Origin of the sequence: Actinoplanes awajinensis subsp. mycoplanecinus, from assembly GCF_001509495.1 — a bacterium.
Lineage (GTDB): Bacteria > Actinomycetota > Actinomycetes > Mycobacteriales > Micromonosporaceae > Actinoplanes > Actinoplanes palleronii.
The window spans coordinates 1-2,309 of the sequence record NZ_LLZH01000086.1 but is presented as its reverse complement, the minus strand read 5'-3'; the positions used below and the strand labels follow the sequence as shown (position 1 = coordinate 2,309).

Annotated in this window: 2 protein-coding genes; both read left to right on the top strand. The window is 62.8% G+C overall.

Going from position 1 to position 2,309, the window contains the following annotated elements:
- Positions 1-549 precede the first annotated feature (549 nt).
- A complete protein-coding gene (gene ltrA / locus ADL15_RS13185) occupies positions 550-1,926 on the top strand; it encodes a group II intron reverse transcriptase/maturase (protein WP_232344061.1) in 1,377 nt (458 codons plus the stop codon).
- A gap of 180 nt (positions 1,927-2,106) precedes the next feature.
- The coding region (locus ADL15_RS13180; RefSeq protein WP_232344060.1) for a hypothetical protein at positions 2,107-2,309 on the top strand (203 nt) is incomplete at its 3' end.

Genomic DNA, 2,309 nt, shown 5'->3' with positions numbered 1-2,309 from the left:
GGGCGGAAAGCAGCCCCGACAATGCCGGGACGCATCGGCACTACCAGACGATGCGGGTCCGGCTAGCAAGATCAGACGGTGTAACGAAAGTGAACCAGCGGTCGAAGTCCCGTAAGACTTGAACCGGCTCAAACCTGGTGGATATGGGCCGGACCGTAGTTGGCGGCGAGGGAACAAAGCGGCCCGAACCGACCCCGGAACCGGAAACCCGGAACGGGGACCACGCTGAAAGTCTGCGGCGTAGGCGTGGCATGACTGCCGGGGCAAAGCTGGACACCTCCCTGATTGATCGATGAACAGTGAACGTGGGAACCGCTTCTGATCGCCCTCGGTCCGGACAACCGGCTCGGAACCAGGGCAGGCCCGTTGCCGGCTGATGATCAGGACGCGGGGCGGAGGCTCCGTAGTAGTCCGAGCGCGGGAAAGCCGCGTACATGGCGAAGGGAGCCAGCAAGTCGGCAGTGAGGAGATTGCAATGCCCGGAGTCCGCCGGTGAATACCGACGAACTTGAGGCCGCCGTTAGCTCGGCGGACTACAAGGTACGGGGAATGCAGACCAAGCTGCACCGTTGGGCCCGCGAGGACCCTCATCGCAGATTCGATGATCTGTTCAATCTGGTGACCGATCCCGCGTTCCTTATGGTGGCGTGGAATCGGGTGCGGGGTAACAAGGGAGCACGCACGGCGGGAGTGGACGGCTGGAAGGTCGCCCACATCGAAGCCGTGATCGGGGTCGAGGATTTCCTCGGGGAGGTCCGGAACGCACTGCGAGGCCGAACCTTCCAGCCGGTACATGTGCGGGAGGTGATGATCCCGAAGACGAATGGGAAGCTCCGCCGCCTGGGCATCCCGACCGTGGTGGACCGGGTGGTCCAAGCGTCCCTGAAACTCGTGCTGGAGCCGACCTTTGAGGCGGATTTCAGCCCGTGCTCGTACGGGTTCCGCCCCAACCGGCGAGCGCACGACGCCATCGCCGAAGCTCGTCATTACGCGAAAGCGACGTACGAATGGGTGGTGGAAGGCGACATCACGGCTTGTTTCGACGAGATCTCGCATTCGGCCTTGATGGCCCGGGTGCGCGAACGAATCGGGGACAAGCATGTGATCAGCCTGGTCAAAGCGTTCCTCAAAGCGGGCATCCTCTCGGAAGAGGGGATCTCGCGGGAGTCCGTCATGGGCACTCCGCAAGGTGGCATTCTGTCGCCTCTTCTGGCAAATGTGGCTCTGTCGGTGCTGGACGAGTTCTTCGACCAGCACCAGGGCGGACACCGATCCACCGAACACGGGCGGAGACGCCGGAAACGGCTGGGAGAGGCCAACTACCGCCTGGTGCGGTACGCGGACGACTTCCTGATCCTGGTATCCGGCGACCGCCATCACGCCGAGCGCGTGAAGGATGAGGTGGCAAAGGTGCTGCAACCGATGGGACTGCGACTGTCGGAGGAGAAGACTCTGGTCACCCACATAGACAACGGCCTCGACTTCTTGGGATGGCGCATCCAGCGCCACCGCAAACGTGGCACGAATCAGCACTACATCTACACGTACCCGGCCAAGAAATCGCTTCGTTCGATTATGGTCAAGGTGAAGACGATGTGCCGACGAATGGACACCGGGGAGCCGCTCGATTCTCTGCTGCGTCAGCTCAATCCGACGCTGAGAGGGTGGTGCGCCTACTTCCGTCCGGGCGTCTCGAACGCGACCTTCAACTATCTGGCCTCCTACACATGGTGGCAGGTGATCAGATGGATTCGGAGGAAACACCGGGACATCACGTGGAGGCAACTCCGTCGCATATATTGCGGCGGTGAGTGGTGGATAACCTCGGGAGAACGGGAACTGTTCCACTCGGGCCGGGTGGCTACCACCCGATACCGATACAGAGGGACGAAGATCCCGACACCGTGGGAATCCGCCGTGGGGTGAGAAGGATCCACGGTTCTCATTACGGGACTTGTGGAGAGCCCGTTGCGCTGAAAGGCGCACGGCGGGTTCGGAAGGCGGTCCGGGGAAACGAGCTGGCAGAAACGCCAGCACCGCGCCCCGGGCCGACCTTACTACCCGGACCCGGAGCAGGCCGACCTGCTGAACCGGACGTTCGGGTGTGTGCGCAAGGTCTACAACCTGGCGTTGCAGGCTCGCACCGAGGGCTGGTACCAGCGTCAGGAACGGGTCAACTACCACGCCACCAGCGCCATGCTGACCGCCTGGAAGAAGTCCGAGGACCTCGCGTTCCTCAACGAGGTCTCCTCGGTCCCGCTGCAACAGTGCCTGCGGCACCTGCAAGGCGCGTTCGCCGCGTTCTGGGA